This window comes from Francisella uliginis, assembly GCF_001895265.1.
Taxonomy (GTDB): domain Bacteria; phylum Pseudomonadota; class Gammaproteobacteria; order Francisellales; family Francisellaceae; genus Francisella; species Francisella uliginis.
Genome location: NZ_CP016796.1, coordinates 560,674 through 581,601 on the forward strand (window position 1 = coordinate 560,674; position 20,928 = coordinate 581,601).

Consider the following 20,928-nt stretch of genomic DNA (forward strand, 5'->3'; position numbering starts at 1 on the left):
CATATTAAGTAAAATTATTAAAATTAAATTTAATATTTGGTATGTGTGGTGATTGTTCCTGTTATTTTATCGGGAGGGTCTGGTTCAAGATTATGGCCATTGTCTCGAGAAGCATCTCCAAAACAGTTTATAGGCTTGATTGACGAACATAGTCTATTAGAAAATACGATTAAACGTTTAGAAGGTGCTGACGAAATATCTCAACCTCTTATTGTATGTAATGAAAATCATCGATTTCAAGTTGCTGAAATTTTTCGCAAGTTGGGTAAGAAAGGAGATATTCTTTTAGAGCCGCTTGCTAAAAATACAGCACCTGCGCTTGCATTAGCAGCATTTTTTTTATTTCAGAAAGATCCTGAGAGTATAATGTTGGTTTTAGCTGCAGATCATCATATTGATAATATTGAAGTTTTTCATGATGCTATTCGTAGAGCAAAGCAAAAAGTTATTAAGGACTCTTCTTTAATAACTTTTGGAATAACTCCAACTTGCCCTCATGAGGGCTATGGATATATTAAGCAGGGAATTGAAGCAACAGAAGGTGTTTATGAAGTTGATATGTTTGTTGAAAAGCCTAGTTTAGCTGTTGCTAAGGAGTATGTTGAGAGTGGTGAATACTATTGGAATAGTGGGATGTTTATGTTCACTGCAAAATCTTATTTAGAAGCATTAGAGAAATTGCAACCTCAGATTTATAGTGCATGTAAGAAAACTTATGAAGAGTTAAAACAAGATTTGGACTTTGTACGTTTTGATGAGGTGTTATTTGGAGAATCTAAATCTGAGTCTATAGATTACGCAGTAATGGAAAAAGCAGATAATGTATGTATGATCCCTATGCAAGAAAGCGGCTGGTCAGATGTTGGTTCATGGGATTCTTTATATGATATTTCTATGAAAAATACTTATGGTAATGTAGTTTTTGGCGATGTGATTACTAATGATGTGAAAAATAGCTATTTGCGGTCGCATGATCGTTTACTTGCCGCAGTAGGCGTTGATAATTTGATAGTAGTAGAGACAGCAGATGCTATTTTAGTCGCGGATAAAAGTAAAACTCAAGATGTGAAAAAGGTTGTTGAAATATTAAAGAAACAAAAACGTAGTGAGTTTGTTCAGCATAAACGTAATTTTAGACCGTGGGGATATCATGATATATTAATTGAAGAGCAACTTTTTCACGTTAAGAAAGTGCTAGTTTACCCGGGTAAGGAGATAGCATTACAACGCCATTTTCATCGAAATGAGCAGTGGACAGTACTTGAGGGTACTGCAGAGGTTAATGTAGAAGGGATAAGTACGTTAGTAACTGAAAACCAAACTGCGTATGCAGCTATTGGGCAAAAACATAGTGTAAAAAATATTGGCTCCATACCATTAGTATTTATAGAAATACAGTCTGGTAGATATATTAATGAAAATGATGTTGAAAGGTGTGTGTTATGAAACAATGGCTAATTAGTATTTGGTTATATAGAGGATTTATAATAAGCTCTATAAAAAGAGAGTTATCAGCTGCTTTTGCTAGGAGCAAGTTAGGAGGATTGTGGACAATTGTTAACCCCTTGGCACAAGTTTTAATCTATGCTTTAATCCTTTCAAATGTTTTATCTGCGAAATTACCAAGCATAGATAATAAATATGCTTACGCTATATATCTTATGGCAGGGACTTTAGCTTGGAACCTCAATAATGAGCTTATATCGAGGGGCCTTAATATATTTACATCAAATGCAGGAATGCTACAAAAGATGAATTTTCCAAAAATTATATTGCCTTGTATAGCTTTTGGTTCTGCTATAATGAATAGTATTTTATTGTTTTTTGCCATTATGATTATTTTCTTTTTATTAGGCCATGGATTTAACTTGACAGTTTTTTGGTTGATTCCTCTAACACTTTTGGTTGGGCTGCTGGGTCTTGGTTTGGGTATGATAGTAGGTGTTTTAAATGTTTTCTTAAGAGACATTGGGCAGTTTATTCCTATAGTTTTACAAGTATGGTTTTGGTTTACTCCAATTGTATATCCTGAAAAAATTATACCAGAAAAGTATCGGGAATTATTATTACTTAACCCTATGTACCCAGTAGTAGATGCGTATCATAATGTATTGGTTTATGGTGTCAGACCTCATTTGCTCAGTTTGTTATGTTTGGCTTTATTCTCTTTACTGTTACTGGTGTTTGCACTTTTCTTATTTAAACGTTCTAGTGCTGAGATGGTGGATGTATTATGAGTTTATTAAAGGTAGAAAATGTTAGTAAAGCTTTTTATTCTTACAGAAGTGAATTAGCTCGCTTTGCAAGATGGTTTGGTTTTAAGACTAAAGCTTGCTCAGCTAAGTGGGTTTTGAGAGATATTAATTTTGAAATTAATAAGGGTGAGGCTATAGGTATTCTAGGCGTTAATGGAGCTGGTAAATCTACCTTGTTGAAACTGATAACTGGAACGTTAGTTCCAACACAAGGTGCTATTCATGTTAAAGGTCGTATATCTGCAATGCTTGAGCTTGGCATGGGATTTAATCCAGATTTAACTGGAAGAAGTAATGTGATTCATTCTGCAGGGATGATGGGGTTTTCTACTGAGCAAATATTATCCAAAATCGATGAGATTGAGGACTTTGCAGATATTGGAGAATATTTTGATCAACCAGTAAGAATGTATAGTAGTGGTATGCAAATGCGAGTTGCATTTGCTGTTGCTACAGCTTTTAGGCCTGATGTTTTAATCGTCGATGAGGCTTTGAGTGTGGGAGATGTTTCATTTCAGTCTAAATGTTTGATCAGAATAAATCAGTTTGTAGCTGCTGGTACTACTTTATTGATAGTTAGTCATGATATACCAACTTTAACAAGGTTTTGTACCAAGGGACTTTTATTAAAAGATGGGCAAGTGTTGGAGTATGGATCAATAGATCGTGTTTGTGATGTGTATACAAATATGTTAATAAATAAAAGTGAGTCAATTGATATAGAGAGAAATAGTGAAGCATTAAACAATATTAGGTTAAAAGATGAAAGTAGTAGGAATTTGCGTTCTAATTCAATTGATGGTTTTGTAGGAACAAAAGAGCTTGAATTTATTAGTTTTGAGATGTTAGATTCAAATATGAATGATATTGGAGATAGTGTCTATGGGCAAAGTAACATATGTATTCGTGCTAAAATCCGTGCTAATGTTGATACGAGTTTTGAGCCCCCTGTAGGGCTACTTTTTAGTGATGTTAAGGGATATCCTTTAGTTGCGTGTAATACAAATTATTATGATGTTTTTTTACCTAAAATGTCTAAGCATGAGTGTAAAATAGTCGAGTGGAAGTTTAAACTTCCATTTATGCATGGTAGTTTTAGATTGGATGTGGGGATTAAAAAGTCAGTTGTTGGAGTTGATTTTGTTGACAGGATATTTAATGTTAAGTCATTTACTGTTATAACAGAATGTAGTTTAGTAGAAAAAAATTTTGGAGGAATCTTATATATTGAACCTGTAAAGATATCAATTTACAATAAATGAGAACGAAAATTAATTAAGAGATAGATTATTTTATAATGACAGTTGTAAAAAACCTATGATGATTAAGATGTTAAAGAATATTAAATTATATAGGTGTAGATGATACTTATGATAAACAACTTTGGTTAATGCAAAGCTATTATTAAGCTAATGATTTTATTTAAGATAAGATGGAGGGGTGTGGGTTGATAAAAAAAATATTATTCATAGGTGATCTATATCGATTTAATCATCATAATGTCAATGTGATGAATGTGCGTAGGTTATTTGAACCTTTATTTAACAGTTCTGACTTAAGTATGGAATGTTTATTCTCAGATGATAATATAACATTAGAATCTTTTAAAAAGTCATTAATAGGTTGTTATGAAAGTAAGCTTAAGCATTATTTATTGGAAGACGCTATAGTTATTGGTTTTGAAATTAATACTATTGATATTCATTATATGAATACGAAAAATATACCTTGGATTAATGTTTGTATTAGTCCTATAAGATTTTTAGATGATCTGGGTTTAAATATTACAAGTTCATTTGATTATAACTGGAGTAAATATTCGGTTTCAGATAATGTAATATCACTATTTGCTAATATCCAAAAAAGCAAATATCCACAACATAACTACGAACACCAAGTGCCTCCAAAGAGAAATACTATAGAAAAGAAGAATAGGTCTATTTTAATATTAGGACAGTCTATTAATGATAAGTCCGTATTTTTTGATGGTGAATTTAAGTCTTTGTTGGATTATATTGATATTATAGAATCAATAGTAGGCGATTATGATACTGTATATTATAGAAGACATCCATATGAAACTGATGATAAAGTTGATGCTAAGATCAAAGAGTTATTTAATGCTCAAGATATTAGTAATGTGAGTATATATGATGCTTTTTCGTGGAGTGATATAAGCACTGTAACGGCTATTAGTTCATCAAGTCTTCATGAGGCAAAGTACTTTGGGCATAACGTTATTTTTCTCGAGCCTAGGGCCGCTAAATATAAGTTTGATACAATTTCGATTAGTAATTTGTATAAAGCAATGGTCGATATACCTTTTCTGCAAGTTAACCAGATGAATTGCATAGATGTAGTAGTTCCAATTAACACTCTTAGAAAAATGTTTGGTAGTTGGTCATATATCACAGAATCAGAAATGTTAGAAATACGTATAAACTCTGTTAGGCAAGAGTTAGAGCAATTAAATGAAAAGCTTGCAGGGGTTGAAAACTGGGCTGCTGATTTAAATAATAGTCTGTTATCTGTATATCAATCAGCTAGTTGGAAATTGACAAAACCACTTCGTTCTTCTAAGAAGATTATTAAGAGATTGTCGCAACTTTTTAGATTGAGTAACGTAAGTAAATATTTTAAAAATGTTCAGAGTGAAGGAAGTGTGAAAAAGAAATTAGAAAAAAAGAGTTTTGAATCTATTTATTCAGTTGTTGAATATGTTAATAAAGCTAAGAATGTAAAAGTCAAGCTAGACTTACAAAATACTAGAAACTTTGAAATTAATCGTGTTACAAGTAATCGATGGAGCTATTTTAAATTACTTGAGCAAAGATTGCTAAAATATTCATTTGTGAGGAAACATTATAAATACATAGCTAAGCTAAAAGTAAAAATTAAGCAATCAAAACTACTTTCAAAACTGATATTAGGACGTTAGAAAATATGAATAGTAAAAAACTTTTAGGTAGGGTTATTCAGATTCATGAAAGCATGGATGTTGGTGATGGAGTATCAAAGCAAATACTTAGCCTACATAAAATATTTCAGAAATTAGGTTATACTTCTGAAATTTATGCAAAATATATTAATCCACTAGTTGGAGTAGAAATAAAGGACGTTAATAATCTATGTGCAGATGCTGAAGATATTGTTATTTTCCATTATTCTAGTTACTCATCTATTTATCAAGAATTATTTTTGGGTAATACTACAAAAATACTTCTCTATCATAATATTACGCCAGCAGAGTATTTTAAAGTTGGTAGTGATTTATATAATTCATGTAAGCGTGGTCGTGAACAGTTACAAAAAATTGTGCTAGACTTTCATTACTATATAGGAGTTAGTCAATATAATAATAATGAGTTAATTAGTTTAGGAGCAGATAGGGACAAGTGTTTTGTTTGGCCCATAATAGTCGATGGATTTAATTACCCAACTGAGAGAAAGAGGATAGCTTCAGAAATAATTAATATCTTATATGTTGGTAGAATAGTACCTAATAAGGCTCAGCTTAAGTTAATTGAGGCATTAAAAAAATTTAGAGATAAATATAAAATATCTTTTAAACTTAATTTGGTTGGTAATGATACACAGAATACAGAATATGTTCAGCAAATTAATAGTTATATATCATCTCATGGTCTAAAAGATTGTGTGTCAATAAAAGGTAAACTTTCGGATGATGAATTAATAAAAGAATATGAGTTATCTGATGTATATATTAGTATGAGCGAGCATGAGGGTTTTGGTATCCCACTTATTGAAGCAATGCAGTTTTCTAAGCCTGTATTAGCATTAGGAATGGCGGCAGTACCAGAGATTATGTGTAATAGTGATGGTTTATTTTATACTGAGACTGAGCTACATAATTTATTACTTAAATTTAGTAGAGAAAATTGTTTTATTGATAAGTTGATAAATCAGCAAAAAAAAATAATAGACTCATATTCTCAAGGAGTTGTATTAAAAAAAGTTGAGAAATTTTTTGATAATATAATGCCTAAATTTGATGAATACAAAACGGTTAGTATTGTTGTATGTACATATAATCGAAAAGAATACCTAAAAAGATGTCTTCAATATTTACATGATCAAACTTCTAACTCTTTTGAGGTGATAGTTGTTAATGGACCTTCGTCAGATGGAACAGAAGAATTTCTATCGGGTGTGAAAGGAATTAAGCAGGCAAAAAATTCACAGGCTAATTTATCTATATCAAGAAATATAGGAATAGAATTAGCAAGTGGTGATATTATTGCATATATTGATGATGATGCTATACCTTTTGATAACTGGGTTGAAAGGATTTTATATTACTTTAATAGAGTGCCTAGGGTTGTTGCTGGTGCTGGTGGCGCAACCTACTATGCTGGGAGCTTAAAATTTCAAGTAGAAGATATAGCATTTACCAAAGAGCTTGCTTTTATACCAAATATACCAAAAAAGAAATGGTGTAATGGGCAATATAGAACTCCTTTAGGGACCAATTCTTGTTTTAAAACTAGAGAAATAAAAAATATAGGTGGTTTTGATAAGGAGTATGATTATTATTTAGATGAGACAGATGTCGCTTATAGATTATCTCTTTCAAATTTAATAATAGGTTATTATTCAGAATTATATTTACGTCATGAATTTGCAATGAGTGATAATAGAAAAGGTAAGTTTAATTATAACTGGTATTCAATTTGTAAAAATACTGCCTATTTTATGTGCCGTGCATTGGGAAATTCAGAAAAAACATATGAACTAATTAAGCAAAATCTAGAATTAGAGCGTATAACTCATTTAATGTCAGCATGCAACAATAATGAAATAACTAATTTACAATTTGAAGAATTTAAGAAAAAAATTTGGGATGGATATAATGCTGGTGTAAAGTCAGCTTTAGAATCAAGGAAACTCTTAGGATCATTAAGTAAGGGCCAGGGAATGTTTCAACAATATAAGGAAAGCTCTAAAAATATTAAGCCTTTACATATAGTGTTGCTGACTTCGGAATTTCCTCCTTTTAATGGTAAAGGAGGTATTGGAACACTATATTATAATTTAGCTTCAGAATTGCTACTAATGGGACATTTTGTAACAGTATTAACTAAGTCAAGTAGTTATAAAGTACATAGATGTGGTAATTTTATGCTAATACAGCATCCTATTATAAAAACTGTAAAAGATAAAAATAGTAAAGGTCTTTTTGCAGATAAGTTAAATTGGAGTATAACTGCTTGTTCACTTATAGAATATCTTGATGCTGAATATCTAAAGGTTGATGTGATTGATAGTTCTTTATGGGATGTTGAAATGTTTGCAATAATTGCAAAAGATAGTTTTAAAAAAATTAAAAAAATATTACGACTCGTGAGCCCATTAAAGGTTGTGGCAGATATAAATAAGCTTCAAATTCCAATGTATGATTATAACATGCTTATTGATGCGGAGAAATACTGTATTGAGAATGCAGATAATGTGATTGCTATTAGTAATAGTGTGAAGTATACAGTACAAAGTAAATACAATGTTGAAGTAGATTCTAGATGGGTTCAAAACTATATTGGAATAACTCCATGGCCAAGTTATGATGTTAATTCAAATTATGGAGAATTAGATGAGAGCTTTAAAGAGCTTAATAAAATTAGTAAAGGGTATAAAAAAATATTATTTTTAGGTAGGTTAGAGGCTAGAAAGGGTTTTGATATTTTTGTGGAAGCTATTTCAATACTTATTAATAAAGGTTGTAAGAATCTAAAGGCAATTGTAGCTGGAGATGATGTTGAAGGTATATATAGTAAAACTGTAGACACTATGACGACTAACTTTATCTATTTAGGAGCTATTGATGATGCTTATAAGGACTCAATTATCGCAACTTCAGATATAGTTGTTTTTCCATCAAGATATGAATCTTTTGGATTAGTTGCATTAGAAGCATTTATTCATGGAAAACCAGTAGTAGGGTCAAATTCAGGAGCAATTCCTGAGGTTGTAGAGGATGGTTTTGCAGGCCTTCTTTTTGAATCAGGTAATGCGGAAGATTTATCTCATCAAATAGAATCTTTAATACTTGATAGTAATTTATATAAAAAACTGGCCAAAGGTGCACTTTTTCAATCTCAGAAGTTTAGTGCAAGAAAAATGGCGTTAAGTAGCTTAGAAATATATCAAAATAAGACGGAGTTAAAATGAAAAAAGCAATAGTAACAGGAATTACAGGTCAAGATGGAGCATATTTAGCAGAGTTATTATTAAATAATGGCTATAAAGTATATGGTACCTATCGCAGAACAGCTTCGGTAAATTTTTGGCGTATAGAAGAGTTGGGTATTGAGAATCATTCTAATTTGGAGCTAATAGAGTATGATTTGACGGATGCATCTAATAGCATTCGTATGGTTTCAGATATTCAACCAGATGAAATATATAATTTAGCGGCACAAAGCTTTGTAGGTGTTTCTTTTGACCAACCATTGGCTACAGCTCACATTACAGGTTTAGGCTGCGCTCATTTGTTAGAAGCTATTAGAATAGTAAACCCTAAAATAAAATTCTATCAAGCATCAACATCAGAGATGTTTGGTTTAGTTCAAGAAATTCCACAGACTGAAAAAACACCATTTTACCCACGTAGTCCATATGGAGTTGCTAAATTGTATGCACATTGGATGGTAGTTAATTATCGTGAGAGTTATGATATTTTTGCTACTAGTGGTATTTTGTTTAACCATGAGTCTCCATTAAGAGGCCAGAAGTTTGTAACACGTAAGATTACAGATTCTGTAGCTAAAATTAAACTCGGTAAATTAGATTGTTTAGAGCTTGGTAATTTAGACGCTAAGCGTGACTGGGGATATGCTAAGGATTATGTTGAAGGTATGTACTTAATGCTACAAGCTGATAAACCAGACACATTTGTTTTAGGAACAAACCGTACAGAAACTGTTCGTGATTTTGTAAAAATGGCATTTAAAGCAGCAGAGATAGAGCTTATATTTGAAGGATCTGAAGAGAGTGAGATCGCTAAGTGCGCTAAAACAGGTAAGGTTGTAGTGAAAATTAATCCTAAATTTTACCGTCCTGCTGAAGTCGATCTTTTAATAGGAAATCCACAGAAAGCTAGGGATATATTGGGATGGGAGCCAAAAACAAGTTTAGAAACACTCTGTGATATGATGGTGAAAGCTGATATTCGTAGAAATAAACAAGGATTTTCATTTTAATGGAAAATAAGGTTCTTATAACAGGCTATAATGGTTTTACTGGGCAGTATATTATTAGAGCTCTAGAGCAAGCAGGCTTTTCTGTTTTTGGTTTAGTATCTTCTAATAGTGATAACCATAAATGTTTCAAAGCAGATTTAAATAATAAGCAAAGTTTACAAAAAGCAATAATTGAGGTTAAGCCTGATTATGTTATACATTTAGCTGCTAAAGCTTTTGTTGGGCATGGGAATATTTCTGATTTTTATACTACAAATTTGATTGGAACTAGGAATTTGTTAGAAGTAATTTCTGAAAATCTACCGGATATTAAACATGTTATCATAGCTAGTAGTGCAAATGTCTACGGAAATACTCAGGATGGTTGTCTTAATGAAAAGACTATACCAAACCCAGCTAACGACTATGCTATTAGTAAGATAGCTATGGAATATGTTTCACAATTATTTGTAAATAAGCTTCCAATTACCATAACTAGACCATTCAACTATACAGGTATTGGTCAAGATGGTAATTTTTTAATTCCGAAAATAATTAAACATTTTAAAGCTAGAGCAGATATGATTGAGCTTGGAAACATTGAAGTTTGGCGAGAGTTTAATGATGTTAGATATATCGCTGATTTATATGTAAGCCTTCTTAATATTAAGCCTGGGGAGGTTATAAATTTATGTTCTGGAAAATATTATGCTCTTAAAGAAATTGTAGATACATGTACTAATATTACTGGACATAGAATACAGATTAAAATTAATCCTAATTTTGTACGTGAGAATGAGGTGAGAGTTTTAGCGGGTGATCCTAGCAAACTCAATAAGCTTGTAAATGTAGAAAATAAGTATACTATTGAAAATACTTTGAGATGGATGCTAGAAGGTAATGAGGTTAAATAAATTAAGGTTAGGTATTGATGTAAGAATTCTGATTAAGCCCGAGATTGGAATAAGTGTATATACTTTAGAGTTAGTTTCAAGGATTTCTAAGAACCAAAATCTTGAGCTATATTTATATAGTCCTTCAAAAATACTTGATAGATATAGGTCTGTTATTAGTAATACGGTAATTTTCCGAGAGTCTAAAATTAAAAATATCTTTTTAGAGCAACTATGGAGAACTTTTAATTTAGCAAGGTTATTAAAAAAAGATAGGATAGATGTTTTTTGGGGCCCTGCTCATAGGTTACCTTTTATTAAACCTAAAGGAATTAAGTATGTTTTGACAGTGCATGACCTTGTTTATAAGTATGCACCCAATACTATGAGTAAATTATCATATCCTATAGAAAGATTTATGCTTCCTAAATCAATATTGAAAGCTGACTATGTTGTGACAGATTCTATAGCTACTAAACTCTCTGTTGAGTCTGAGTTTAATATATCTAAAGATACTATTAGTGTTATATATCTTGGGTCAAGATATAAAAATTACACTAGATCAATAGTAGAAGTAAATAGAGAAATTAATAAATACTTTTTGTTTGTAGGAACTATGGGACCTAGAAAAAATTTACCGCTATTACTTAGAGCCTATGCAAAATTATCAACGGCTCAAAAAGAAAATTGTCATTTACATATAGTCGGTGCCAAAGGTTGGGGAAGAGATAATTTAGAAAAAATAATCGAGAATTTAGGCATCTCTGAATATATTAAGATTCATGGTTATGTTGATAATCTTACATTAGCTAAACTGTATGCTAGTTGTTACGCTGTATTGATGCCATCCATCTACGAAGGATTTGGGTTACCTTTATTAGAGGGTATGACTTTTGGTAAACCTGGATTATGTGGGGACAACTCATCAATGCCAGAGATAGTTGGAAATGCAGGAGTTATAGTTAAGCATGATAGTATAGATAGTGTATATGAAGGTTTAATAAAGCTTTTAGATAGAAAAAACTATGATTTATTTCAAGAAAATATACCTAATCAGATAAGGAATTTTGATTGGGATATTTCAGCAAAAAAGCTAGAAAAAATATTTATAGAGTTATATGGAGAGTGTAGTGGGAAAAGCTAGCGTTAAAGAGTTAATGAAAAAAAGTGGCGTTAAGTTTGGTACTAGTGGAGTTAGAGGGCTTGTGTCTGCTATGACAGACGAGATCTGTTGGTTATATACAAAAGCTTTTCTTCAGTTTTTAGAAGATAAGTATAATATACAGAAAGGTTCTAAAATAGCTATAGCCCATGATTTGCGAGAAAGTAGCCCTAGAATAACAAAAGCTGTTATACAGGCAGTATTAGATAGTGGCTATAGACCTATATATTGTGGTCGAATACCATCTCCAGCGGTGATGTTATATGGAGTTTCTAATAAGATCCCTTCTATTATGATTACAGGGAGTCATATACCAGAAGATAGAAATGGTATTAAATTTAATACTCCTTATGGTGAAGTTCTTAAAGAAGATGAAGGAATAATAATAAATCAATTAGTTAGCCTTAATAAAACTGTTTTTGATAAGTGCGGGATGTTTTTGCAGACAGCAAAATTACCTAAAGTTTGTCAAGATGCATATTCCCAGTATGTTAATAGGTATGTAAGTTTCTTCCCTAATAACTGTTTAGCGGGTAAGACTGTTGGATTATATGAGCATTCTTCTGTTGGCCGAGAGATACTAAAAGAGATTTTAGAAAAACTTGGTGCTAAGGTTATTTTGCTAGGATATTCCGAGAGATTTGTGTCTGTTGATACTGAAGCAATTCGCCAAGAAGATGTCAAGCTTGCAAAACAGTGGGCAAGTGAGTACAAGATCGATAGTATAGTTTCAACAGACGGTGATGCAGATAGACCTTTAGTTAGTGATGAAAATGGTAATTGGCTAAAAGGTGATGTATTAGGTGTTTTAACTGCTAGGTATCTACAGACACAATCTGTAGCGACTCCAGTTAGTAGTAATACTATAGTTGAAAAGATAGGATATTTTAAGAATATTATTAGAACTAAAATTGGTTCTCCGTATGTAATTGCTGCAATGAATCAACTACTTTCAGAAGGGTATAGTGGTGTGGTTGGCTATGAGGCAAATGGTGGTTTTCTACAAGCTGGAGATGTTTGTTTAAAGAATGCTACCTTAAAGGCACTACCCACTAGGGATGCTGTAATACCAATGTTAGCTGTACTTATGTTATCAGTAGACTCTAATAAAACTATATCAGAATTGCTATTTGATCTACCTGAGCGCTATACAGCCAGTAGTAAGATTGATGATTTTGCAACTGAAAAAAGCCAAGAAATTTTAAAATCAATATTAGCCGGTAAATCAGATCTTCTAGATAAGGTAATATCCCAGTATTTCAATGGTAAAAATGGCATTAAACATATAGATACTACAGACGGTGTTAGAATAACTTTGGAGAATGAGGATGTTTTACATTTGAGGCCTTCTGGTAATGCTCCTGAGCTTAGATGCTATTCTGAGGCAGCTAATATTAATCTAGCAGAAGAATTAAACGAGTATGTCAAGTCTCTAATTAAGTAGATATAATATATGCAGAATATTAAAGTATTACATGTAACTAAAACTTATTATCCAGAGATAGTAGGAGGAGTTCAAGAGGCTATTCGATTGGCTTCATATTCAAAACAATCTGATTTTCAAGCAGATGTCTTTTGTCTATGTAAAGATATTAAAAAGCTTAGAATTGTCAGGTTTAATAAGTCTATAGTATATCAGTTTCCTATAAGTTTCGATTATCATTCAACACCTGTTAGTTTGAAAGCATTATGTAAATTTCGAAGTATAGCTAAAAATTATAATATTATACATTATCATTATCCATGGCCTTTTATTGGTTTGCTAAATATGCTGCTAATAGGTTTAAATAAAAAAGTGGTTATGAGTTATCATGCTGATGCAATCGGATCTAAATTACTTGAAAAATTGAATTCTTTTATTTGTTTAAATCTTTTTTCTAAAGCATCTAAAATTATTGTGGCCTCACCTAATATAACACTTAATAATCCATATTTTAAATTTAATAAGTATATTAATAAAGTTACAATAATGCCGTTTAAATTACATGATATTGTTGAGAGGCATCAATCTATTCAGATTAGTAAAGAACAGCCTCAAGACTTTGTATTATATATTGGACAATTCAGAGAATATAAAGGAGTAAATGTAATAATTGATGCTGCAAGACTTTTACCAAATGTAAAATTTTTTTTAGTTGGTAAAGGTAGGCAATATGAATTAATAAAGACAAAGATAATAAATGATAAGATTGATAATGTCTATTTATTAGGCGTAATCTCTGATGAGCAAAAAAACAAATTATTAGAGAAATCCAAGGTTTTGATTCTTCCATCAATAACAAGAGGAGAGGCATTTGGGATATCTCTATTAGAAGGTATGAGGCAATCAAAACCCGTTATTTCAACTGAGTTAGGCACAGGAACTTCATATGTTAATTTAGATGGTGTGTCTGGTTTAGTTATCGAGCCTAATAATTCTAAAATGCTTGCAGATGCCATATCTAAAATGTATGAAGATAATGAGTTATATAAGAAGTTATCTATAGGAGCAAGAAAAAGATACAAAGATTATTTTTGTTACCAAGACAATAGTGAATATATAAAACTTTATGAAGAAGTTTTAAGCTAACTAAGAATTAAATTAAAGAGTAATAATTTTTTAGAAAAATTTATATCTAACAAATTATAGCTCTTAAAAGAATTAAATAGCACCTCTTTTCATAGTTTGGAAGAACTCTTCATTAGTTAGAGAGCCTTTCATTTTTTCTGTTAAGAATTCCATAGCTTGAACATCTTCCATACCACCAAGAATTTTACGTAGAACCCAAAGTTTTTGTAATTCTTCTTGAGATGTAAGAAGCTCTTCTCTACGCGTACCAGATCTATCAAAGCTAATAGCAGGATAAACTCGACGTTCAGCAATTTTGCGATCAAGGTGAAGCTCCATGTTACCAGTACCTTTAAACTCCTCAAAGATGACTTCATCCATTTTAGATCCTGTTTCTACAAGAGCTGTAGCAATTATTGTTAGACTACCTCCTTCAGCTGTATTACGCGCAGCACCAAAGAATCTCTTAGGCTTTTGTAAAGCATTTGCCTCAACACCACCAGATAGTACACGACCAGAAGCTGGAGATACCGTGTTGTATGCACGAGCAAGCCTTGTGATTGAATCAAGTAGAATTACAACATCTTGCTTATGCTCAACTAATCTTTTTGCTTTTTCAATTACGATCTCTGCTAATTGAACGTGTCTAGCTGCAGGTTCATCAAATGTTGATGCTACAACTTCACCACGTACTGAACGTTGCATTTCTGTAACCTCTTCAGGACGTTCATCGATTAGTAACATAATTAGGTTACATTCAGGGTGATTCTTAGCAATTGATGTTGCAATATTCTGCATCATAATTGTTTTACCTGTTTTAGGAGGAGCAACAATTAAACCACGTTGGCCTTTACCAAATGGAGCAGCTAAATCAATAACTCTAGCTGTGATATCTTCATTTGAGCCATTACCAACCTCCATTGTAAGTCTTTCTTTAGCATACTCAGGGGTTAAGTTTTCAAATAAGATTTTTTTTCTAGCTAATTCTGGAGAATCAAAGTTGACACTGTCGATATGCTTAACTGCAAAATATTTTTCATTATCACGCGGAGGACGAATCTTACCAACAATGCTATCACCGGTACGCAGGTTTAGCTTCCTAATAAAAGCAGGTGAAACATAGATATCATCAGGTGATGCAAAATATGAACTATCTGAAGATCTTAAGAAACCATAACCGTCCTGTAGAACTTCTAAAATACCTTCGCCATAAATATCTTCGCCTTTGTCAGCATGATACTTTAAGATTGAAAAGATAAGTTCTTGTTTTCTTGCACGCAGTGATTCAAGATCTAGGCTTTGAGCTATATCCATTAGCTCATTAACAGATTTATACTTTAATTCATTTAAATTCATTTGATTCTCTATTTGTAAAGATATGTTGATATAACTAAATTATAGATATTTGTCTATGATTGAAATTAATTGACTTTTTTGTACCACACCAACTTTAGTTTCTTTGTTTTCGCCATCTTTGAAAACCATAAGAGTAGGTACGCCACGAACACCAAATTTCATAGCAGTTTCTTCATTATCATCGATATTAATTTTGCAAACTTTAATTTGATCGTCATAGTGATCAGCAACTTGCTCAAGTATAGGAGAAATCATTTTACAAGGACCACACCATGGCGCCCAGAAATCTAATAATACAGGGACATCACTGCTTAGAACTTCGCTCTCGAATTGACTATCTGATATATCGATACATTTTGACATGCTTTGATTTTCCTTTAATTTTTGATTTTAAAACTGATCAAGTAGCTTGAGCTACTATATATTTGATATTTTATAAGAAGTTAAACTAATTGCTAGTTATTATAAACAAAAAAACTTCTTAGACAAATTTTTTTAGCTATTTTAACTATATTTTTTTATAATGTAACTAGTTATAAAACACATGCTTTTGGTTTGTATGTCAAAAATAGTAGCAACAGTAGATTTAGGTTCAAATAGTTTTCATATGCTTATTAGCGAAATCAAGCCTGATGGTGAGGTTGTTACATTATCTAAGCAAAAACAAAAAGTCCAATTAAGAGCTGGTTTAAATAATAACCTAACCATAAGCAAGGACGTTCAAGAAAGAGCAATTAAGTGTTTAGAATTTTTTGCCCAAGAAATACAAAAATATAGAGTTGAGCATGTACGTGCAGTAGGAACTTACACACTTAGAAAAGCAAAAAATAATATCAAAGGTTTTAAAAAGAAATTAGATAAAGCTTTAGGAGCTAAGATTAAAATCATTTCTGGGCCAGAGGAAGCTAGACTTGTATACGTTGGTGCTAGAGATAATCATGATATAAAACAAAAAACTTTAGTTATAGATATTGGCGGTGGTTCAACAGAGCTTGTAATAGGCCGAGGCGATAAAATATTGATAGCTCGTAGCTTAGATATGGGTTGTGTAGGTATGCAAAAAGACTTCTTTGCGAATGAAAAACTTGATTTCGCAAACTTTTATGCTGCTACGGCAAAAGCGAAGCAGACACTTGAACCAATATTATCAAAATATAAAAAAATAGGTTGGAATTATATTTTAGGTTCTTCTGGTACGATAATTTCAGTTACTAATATATCTGAAATGCTTAATGAAAGCTCGATTGTTACACAGAAGTTCTTAAATGATCTAATAACTATGATGATGGACAAAAGGCAGGTTGAGAATATACGTTTTGAAGGTTTAAGAGAGGATCGTGAAAGTGTCCTTGCTGGAGGTGTTGCCATCCTATATGCGATATTTGATTGTTTGGGTATTGCTGAAATGAAGTTATCAAATGGCGCAGTACGTGAGGGTATGCTTTATGAGCTTGTTAAAAGTAAATATAAGATTGTTATTAATTAGAAAATCATGGACTAGGTATAAGGTTTATGTTAATAGTTTCGCAACTGGCTTTGCCAGTTATTGCGACATACTTTTTTCATGGCAGAAAAAAGTATGCAAAACTGCTTAGCACTTAGCTATCGCTTTGTTGCTAATCAATGGTGGCTACAAAACTCACTATGTTCAGACAGTTGTAGCAACTTTTCATTGATATCGCAACAGCTAATCGCAATGTGCTGTGAAAATCAAAAAATAATGAGATTTAGTAAATGAAATACATTCCATTAGCAGCCAGAGTAAGACCTATGAAAATCGATGATATTATAGGTCAGGAACATTTGTTATCAGATAATGGGGTGTTAAGAAAAATACTCGTTGGTGATGGTATCTGTTCAATGGTTTTATGTGGTAAACCGGGGGTTGGTAAAACTACATTAGCAAGAGTTATAGCGAGTTCTAAAAATCTAGAGTTTTTTGAGCTATCAGCAGTGGACTCTGGTGTCAAAGAAGTTAAGAAGCTTATTGCAGATAATAAGGATTTAGATAGTTTTGTGCTATTTTTGGATGAAATCCATCGTTTTAATAAATCACAACAAGATTTACTTTTACCATATGTCGAGTCGGGTAAGATTATTCTAATTGGGGCAACAACAGAGAATCCGACATATTACTTAAATAACGCTTTAATTTCGAGACTTTTTGTATTACGTCTTAAACGTTTATGTATCACAGGAACTAAAGAGCTTATCCAAAGAGCATTGAAACAGGATAAGATTTTAGCAAAGCATTCTTTTGAAATAAGCGAAGATTTATATAATGCTATCCATAATTACAGTGAAGGTGATTGCCGTAAAATTTTAAATTTGCTTGAGAGAATGTTTTTGATTAGTAATCAAGGAGAGAATATTGCTATAAATAAAGATTTATTTGATCAAGCAGTAGGTGAAGCATCGCGAGATTTTCATCGTGAGGGTAAAGAATTCTACGAACAACTTTCTGCTTTTCATAAATCTGTAAGAGGTACTGATCCAGATGCTGCAATATTTTGGTTGGGATTAATGCTTGATAATGGCGTAGATCCATTAGTTATTGCTAGAAGAATGTTGTGTATAGCATCAGAAGATATTGGTAATGCTGACCCACAAGCTTTGAGAGTTGCAATAGATGCTTGGAATGCTTATGAAAAACTAGGTCTCCCAGAAGGGCGCTTAGTGCTATCTCAAGCTGCTATATATTTGGCGGTAGCACCTAAAAGTAACGCTTGTTATAAAGCACTAGCAGAGGCACAGCAAGTAACTAAAGCCTTAGGTCATATAGAAGTTCCGCAACATTTAAAAAACTATAAAGATAGTAACTACCTATATCCACATAATTATCCAAACTCATATGTTAATCAGCAGTATTTACCTGAAAATATTAGACAAACTTTTTACTCTCCATCTGGAAGTGGATTTGAAGGTAAGATTAAAGCAAAGCTTGATAGTATAAACAAAATCAAGAAGTTATAATAAATCTATTAAAATTTTACATTTGTATGTTATAATCTTTGGAATTAAATTATATCGAATAAAATAATAACTAGGTTTTAAAACTGCTATGGCACTAGAAAATTTACTACATCCTACTAATATTAAAATTGATGACTATGCTAAAAATGCGACTAAGTTTTCTTTTGAAGCACTAGAAAGAGGTGTTGGTTATACACTTGGTTTTGCTCTTAAGCAAACTATGCTTTATTCTGTTGGTGGTGCATGCGTTACTAGTATAAAAATTAATGATGGTAAAATTACATCTCTAGAAGATGTGATTCCATGTGATGAGACTGTTGCTGATATTATCTTAAATGTAAAAGCTCTTCCTGTAACATTAGCCGATAATGTTGAAGCTGGTAAAATAACTTTTGAACTTTCTGGTTCTGAAGAAGAAGTTTTTTCTGAAGAGGCTAAATTATCAGAAGGTTTAAAGATAACTGAAGAAGTATTTATCTGTAGTTATAATGGTGGCAGAAAACTTAAAATAGAAGCTAAAGTTGAAAAAGGTGTTGGCTACAGACAAACAGTTGAAAATTTCAAAGATGGAGAGTTTCTTTTAGATGCTACTTTTTCACCTGTTACTTTCTGTGACTTTGAAGTTAAAGATGCTCGTGTAGGTAGACGTACGGATCTTGATAAGCTTAATTTTAACATTAAGACAAATGGTAACATTACTTGTGAAGAAGCTTTAAGATTAGCTGCGACAAAGATTCAAAATCAACTAAGAAATATTGTTGATGTTGAAGAGATCAATCAAGGTATTTTTGTTGAAGATCCAACAAAAGATATTGATCCTATACTATTAAAGCATGTTGAAGAGTTAAATCTTACAGCTAGATCATCTAACTGTTTAAAAGCAGTAAACATTAGATTTATTGGTGAACTTGTACAAAAAACTGAAAATGAACTTCTAAAAGCTCCAAACTTTGGTAAGAAATCTCTAACAGAGATCAAGCAAAAATTATCAGAGTTAGGTTTATCTCTTGGTACAGCTATAGATAACTGGCCTGAGGATATCTAATAATACGCCGGAGTGGTGAAATTGGTAGACGCGCCGGATTCAAAATCCGGTTCTGGCAACAGAGTGCCGGTTCGAGTCCGGCCTCCGGCACCATTGATTCAAATAATATAATATTCCTTATATTATTCAAAAAGTCTTTATATATTAATTCTTCAGATATATTAAAAGTACCCAGCTTTATATAAGTTTAAATAGTATTTTTTTACAGCGAATATGTGATTATAATAAGTACATATTTATTCAAAATTAAAATATATAAGTTATGAGTAACGCAAGAAAAAATAATCTTATTAAACAATTTCATAATCTTATTGATAGAGGGGAAACTGTATCTACGGCTGTGAGAATAATTAAATCACAAACAGGAGACTTTTTTATATTAAAGTATGTGAATGCCTATTTAGTAGCAAAGAAATCCCTTAATTATTTATGAGATTTTCATAATAATGTTATTTTATTCGCAATATTCTTCCCAGTAATCTAGTGAATCTACTTCATCAATAACTTCTTTTACAATTTTATTTAGTATAGGTTTTTTTTCTAAGGAGTATTTATTTACTAATATATACGATGTTATTTCTTTTCCAGAAAGATCTGTAAATATATGTTGGAGCTTATTAGGGCTTGCTCTAACAACTGATTCTGGTAATAGTCCAATTCCTAAGTGTTTTTCAATTAGCATTTGCTGGAAATTAAAAGTATCTATTGATGCCCTAACATTAATTTTTATTTTATGTATGGTGTTAGATTTATCTTTTAATGTCCAGTAATTAGGATCTTCATATTTGTTTATAATGCAGTTATGTTTGCTAATATCTGAAGAGTTTCTTACATTTGGGTGATCTTGTATATATTTTTGTGAAGCATAAATTCTTTTAACTGTTGAGAGTCTTTTCTTAAGGATCCACTCCTGATCATCAATTAGATGCATAAATTCTTCTGCTAAGACGATTATATCAATTTCATTAAATAAATGTCTTAGCATTGTTCCATAATTAGTTAGTTGGTATTGAGTATAAGCTTTAGCTTCTAATGAGACGGAAGGATTTTTATTTAGGATATTTGCAATAATAGGGATGCCAAAAGATTTATATATATCAGTACTATTTAAGAATTTAATATGATAATTTGATTTTAAAGATGTTTGTGATATTTCATCAAATTTAAATTCTAAGTCATCAATAAGATGTTTTAAGTTAAAAAATATTGGGGTTCCTTCATCAGTTAAGCTAATCTTACCTTTTTCCATTTTTATTAACTTAACTGATAGATGATCCTCTATTCTTGATAAACGTTTAGAGATGGTGGTTCTGTGCTCCCCATTTCTATCTGATAGGGCAGAAATAGAACCTAATTGAATTACTTGAATAAATACTTTAGCATCATTTAAAAAATCTGAATACATAATTATTTTATCTATTTTACTTATGCTAACTAAAAGTATTGTACTATATTTAAAGAAGAATTACTTTTTTATGAAGTATAAATTTGACTTAGTGT

Annotated in this window: 17 protein-coding genes and 1 tRNA gene; 15 read left to right on the forward strand and 3 right to left on the reverse strand. The window is 31.6% G+C overall.

Translation table 11 applies throughout. The features are described 5' to 3' along the window. Positions 1-48: 48 nt before the first annotated feature. The 10 genes from F7310_RS02830 (at position 49) to F7310_RS02875 (ending at position 14,075) form a co-directional block, all read left to right on the forward strand. Entirely contained in the window at positions 49-1,446 is a 1,398-nt protein-coding gene (locus F7310_RS02830; RefSeq protein WP_072711608.1) for a mannose-1-phosphate guanylyltransferase/mannose-6-phosphate isomerase, read from the forward strand. After that, positions 1,443-2,237 carry an ABC transporter permease gene (locus F7310_RS02835; protein ID WP_072711609.1) on the forward strand — a complete coding sequence of 265 codons (795 nt, stop codon included), beginning with the start codon at positions 1,443-1,445 and terminating at the stop codon, positions 2,235-2,237. The genes F7310_RS02830 and F7310_RS02835 overlap by 4 nt, the downstream gene beginning before the upstream one ends. Next, positions 2,234-3,517 carry an ABC transporter ATP-binding protein gene (locus F7310_RS10505; RefSeq protein WP_072711611.1) on the forward strand — a complete coding sequence of 428 codons (1,284 nt, stop codon included), beginning with the start codon at positions 2,234-2,236 and terminating at the stop codon, positions 3,515-3,517. The genes F7310_RS02835 and F7310_RS10505 overlap by 4 nt, the downstream gene beginning before the upstream one ends. Positions 3,518-3,702: 185 nt before the next feature. Beyond that, a complete protein-coding gene (locus tag F7310_RS02845; RefSeq protein ID WP_145951719.1) occupies positions 3,703-5,193 on the forward strand; it encodes a hypothetical protein in 1,491 nt (496 codons plus the stop codon). Between the two features lie 5 nt (positions 5,194-5,198). Continuing rightward, a complete protein-coding gene (locus F7310_RS02850) occupies positions 5,199-8,441 on the forward strand; it encodes a glycosyltransferase (protein ID WP_072711614.1) in 3,243 nt (1,080 codons plus the stop codon). Then, positions 8,438-9,472: a GDP-mannose 4,6-dehydratase gene (gmd, locus tag F7310_RS02855; protein WP_072711616.1), complete on the forward strand. Its 1,035-nt coding sequence runs from the start codon at positions 8,438-8,440 to the stop codon at positions 9,470-9,472. The genes F7310_RS02850 and gmd overlap by 4 nt, the downstream gene beginning before the upstream one ends. Then, positions 9,472-10,365 (forward strand): GDP-mannose 4,6-dehydratase, encoded by an 894-nt coding sequence (locus tag F7310_RS02860; protein WP_072711617.1) that lies wholly within the window; start codon positions 9,472-9,474, stop codon positions 10,363-10,365. Before gmd ends, F7310_RS02860 begins: the two co-directional genes overlap by 1 nt. Beyond that, positions 10,352-11,488 carry a glycosyltransferase family 4 protein gene (locus F7310_RS02865; protein ID WP_072711619.1) on the forward strand — a complete coding sequence of 379 codons (1,137 nt, stop codon included), beginning with the start codon at positions 10,352-10,354 and terminating at the stop codon, positions 11,486-11,488. Before F7310_RS02860 ends, F7310_RS02865 begins: the two co-directional genes overlap by 14 nt. Before the next feature lie 13 nt (positions 11,489-11,501). Next, positions 11,502-12,950, forward strand: coding sequence for a phosphomannomutase (locus tag F7310_RS02870; protein WP_414654038.1), 1,449 nt, complete (start codon positions 11,502-11,504; stop codon positions 12,948-12,950). 9 nt (positions 12,951-12,959) lie between these two features. Then, the gene (locus F7310_RS02875; protein ID WP_072711622.1) at positions 12,960-14,075 is read left to right on the forward strand and encodes a glycosyltransferase; all 1,116 of its coding nucleotides are present in this window, start codon (positions 12,960-12,962) and stop codon (positions 14,073-14,075) included. Between the two features lie 72 nt (positions 14,076-14,147). On the opposite strand, the gene rho is transcribed toward F7310_RS02875, so the two are convergent. Both rho and trxA read right to left on the reverse strand, forming a co-directional pair. After that, positions 14,148-15,410, reverse strand: coding sequence for a transcription termination factor Rho (rho, locus tag F7310_RS02880; RefSeq protein WP_072711624.1), 1,263 nt, complete (start codon positions 15,408-15,410; stop codon positions 14,148-14,150). A 39-nt stretch (positions 15,411-15,449) separates the two neighbouring features. Further along, positions 15,450-15,773 carry a thioredoxin gene (trxA, locus tag F7310_RS02885; RefSeq protein ID WP_072711626.1) on the reverse strand — a complete coding sequence of 108 codons (324 nt, stop codon included), beginning with the start codon at positions 15,771-15,773 and terminating at the stop codon, positions 15,450-15,452. 196 nt (positions 15,774-15,969) lie between these two features. On the opposite strand from trxA, the gene F7310_RS02890 reads away from it, so the two are divergent. The 5 genes from F7310_RS02890 (at position 15,970) to F7310_RS02905 (ending at position 19,521) form a co-directional block, all read left to right on the forward strand. Continuing rightward, complete coding sequence (locus F7310_RS02890; RefSeq protein ID WP_072711628.1) at positions 15,970-16,896, forward strand: Ppx/GppA phosphatase family protein; 927 nt, start codon at positions 15,970-15,972, stop codon at positions 16,894-16,896. A gap of 93 nt (positions 16,897-16,989) precedes the next feature. Beyond that, the gene (locus F7310_RS10545) at positions 16,990-17,148 is read left to right on the forward strand and encodes a hypothetical protein (protein ID WP_173647408.1); all 159 of its coding nucleotides are present in this window, start codon (positions 16,990-16,992) and stop codon (positions 17,146-17,148) included. Beyond that, positions 17,145-18,383, forward strand: coding sequence for an AAA family ATPase (locus tag F7310_RS02895; protein WP_072711630.1), 1,239 nt, complete (start codon positions 17,145-17,147; stop codon positions 18,381-18,383). Before F7310_RS10545 ends, F7310_RS02895 begins: the two co-directional genes overlap by 4 nt. 88 nt (positions 18,384-18,471) lie before the next feature. Beyond that, positions 18,472-19,428: a DNA-directed RNA polymerase subunit alpha gene (locus F7310_RS02900; RefSeq protein WP_072711632.1), complete on the forward strand. Its 957-nt coding sequence runs from the start codon at positions 18,472-18,474 to the stop codon at positions 19,426-19,428. 6 nt (positions 19,429-19,434) lie between these two features. After that, positions 19,435-19,521 (forward strand) — tRNA-Leu (locus tag F7310_RS02905). 361 nt (positions 19,522-19,882) lie between these two features. Here the strand turns inward: F7310_RS02905 and F7310_RS02910 are convergent. Further along, on the reverse strand, positions 19,883-20,833 hold the full coding sequence (locus F7310_RS02910) for a LysR family transcriptional regulator (protein WP_072711634.1): 951 nt from the start codon (positions 20,831-20,833) through the stop codon (positions 19,883-19,885). Positions 20,834-20,928 lie beyond the last annotated feature (95 nt).

Excerpts from the sequence above, each read along its gene's own strand:
- F7310_RS02870 (WP_414654038.1), top strand. The coding sequence starts at position 11,502 with ATGAAAAAAAGTGGCGTTAAGTTTGGTACTAGTGGAGTTAGAGGGCTT.
- trxA (WP_072711626.1), bottom strand. The coding sequence starts at position 15,773 with ATGTCAAAATGTATCGATATATCAGATAGTCAATTCGAGAGCGAAGTT.
- F7310_RS02865 (WP_072711619.1), top strand. The coding sequence starts at position 10,352 with ATGAGGTTAAATAAATTAAGGTTAGGTATTGATGTAAGAATTCTGATT.
- F7310_RS10545 (WP_173647408.1), top strand. The coding sequence starts at position 16,990 with ATGCAAAACTGCTTAGCACTTAGCTATCGCTTTGTTGCTAATCAATGG.
- F7310_RS02895 (WP_072711630.1), top strand. The coding sequence starts at position 17,145 with ATGAAATACATTCCATTAGCAGCCAGAGTAAGACCTATGAAAATCGAT.
- F7310_RS02875 (WP_072711622.1), top strand. The coding sequence starts at position 12,960 with ATGCAGAATATTAAAGTATTACATGTAACTAAAACTTATTATCCAGAG.
- F7310_RS02900 (WP_072711632.1), top strand. The coding sequence starts at position 18,472 with ATGGCACTAGAAAATTTACTACATCCTACTAATATTAAAATTGATGAC.
- F7310_RS02910 (WP_072711634.1), bottom strand. The coding sequence starts at position 20,833 with ATGTATTCAGATTTTTTAAATGATGCTAAAGTATTTATTCAAGTAATT.
- rho (WP_072711624.1), bottom strand. The coding sequence starts at position 15,410 with ATGAATTTAAATGAATTAAAGTATAAATCTGTTAATGAGCTAATGGAT.
- gmd (WP_072711616.1), top strand. The coding sequence starts at position 8,438 with ATGAAAAAAGCAATAGTAACAGGAATTACAGGTCAAGATGGAGCATAT.
- F7310_RS10505 (WP_072711611.1), top strand. The coding sequence starts at position 2,234 with ATGAGTTTATTAAAGGTAGAAAATGTTAGTAAAGCTTTTTATTCTTAC.
- F7310_RS02890 (WP_072711628.1), top strand. The coding sequence starts at position 15,970 with ATGTCAAAAATAGTAGCAACAGTAGATTTAGGTTCAAATAGTTTTCAT.
- F7310_RS02835 (WP_072711609.1), top strand. The coding sequence starts at position 1,443 with ATGAAACAATGGCTAATTAGTATTTGGTTATATAGAGGATTTATAATA.
- F7310_RS02860 (WP_072711617.1), top strand. The coding sequence starts at position 9,472 with ATGGAAAATAAGGTTCTTATAACAGGCTATAATGGTTTTACTGGGCAG.
- F7310_RS02850 (WP_072711614.1), top strand. The coding sequence starts at position 5,199 with ATGAATAGTAAAAAACTTTTAGGTAGGGTTATTCAGATTCATGAAAGC.